Consider the following 847-nt stretch of genomic DNA (forward strand, 5'->3'; position numbering starts at 1 on the left):
CGGAAGCTGACCTGCGTCTGCGGTTTGTTGCGGTCCCGCGGCTGGCTGATGACTTCCGTCAGACGGTGCTCACCATCGTAGCGGTAGTGCCAGCGGGTCTGGCCGTTATCCTTCTCCACGGTGCGGCCGTGGATATCATAGCGCCAGCGAATGCCGTTAAGCTGCGTCAGGCGGTTATGCGTGACTTTCTCAGCAGAACCTTCGAGCAGTGAAGGTTCTGTAGTGGTAGCGGTTTGCGCCGCGGTTGAATCCGACATTGCAGAGCTGGACGACGCTGACCGTGACGAATTCATGGCCGAGCTGGGTCTGGAAGAGCCGGGCCTGAACCGCGTGATCCGCGCAGGCTATGAGCTGCTGAACCTGCAGACCTACTTCACCGCAGGCGTGAAAGAAGTGCGTGCGTGGACGATTCCTGTCGGTGCGACTGCGCCTCAGGCGGCCGGTAAGATCCACACCGACTTCGAGAAAGGCTTCATTCGTGCGCAGACTATCGCGTTTGAAGACTTTATCACCTACAAGGGTGAGCAAGGCGCGAAAGAAGCAGGCAAGATGCGTGCGGAAGGGAAAGATTACATCGTTAAAGATGGCGACGTGATGAACTTCCTGTTTAACGTTTGATTTATTTTGAATGAAAAAAATCCACGCTTAGGCGTGGATTTTTTTATTGCGGGGTTAAAACACATTTTCCAGGAGTTCTGTTTTCATGCTGGGTTCAAAGGGAATGATTTCAACAGTCGCAAGCTTTAACTTCTGAAAAGGATCCTCGCGTAAGCGCTCTTCAAGAGAGGCAAGACTCTCGCACTTAGCGAGAATGACACCACCGTTTCTTGGGATCCGTCTACCGGGC

General features: G+C 53.8%; 3 pseudogenes. 1 reads left to right on the forward strand and 2 read right to left on the reverse strand.

Annotated elements, in window-relative coordinates:
• Positions 1 to 206, reverse strand: a pseudogene (locus JTA15_RS21730) (RHS repeat protein); the annotation flags it as partial.
• Here JTA15_RS21730 and JTA15_RS08280 point away from each other — a divergent pair.
• Positions 196 to 618, forward strand: a pseudogene (locus JTA15_RS08280) (DUF933 domain-containing protein); the annotation flags it as partial. The pseudogenes JTA15_RS21730 and JTA15_RS08280 overlap by 11 nt on opposite strands.
• Positions 619 to 672: 54 nt before the next feature.
• Here JTA15_RS08280 and JTA15_RS21735 read toward each other — a convergent pair.
• A pseudogene (locus JTA15_RS21735) lies at positions 673 to 847 on the reverse strand (hypothetical protein); the annotation flags it as partial.

Origin of the sequence: Enterobacter sp. BIDMC 29 (assembly GCF_019378755.1) — a bacterium.
GTDB classification, from domain to species: domain Bacteria; phylum Pseudomonadota; class Gammaproteobacteria; order Enterobacterales; family Enterobacteriaceae; genus Enterobacter; species Enterobacter ludwigii.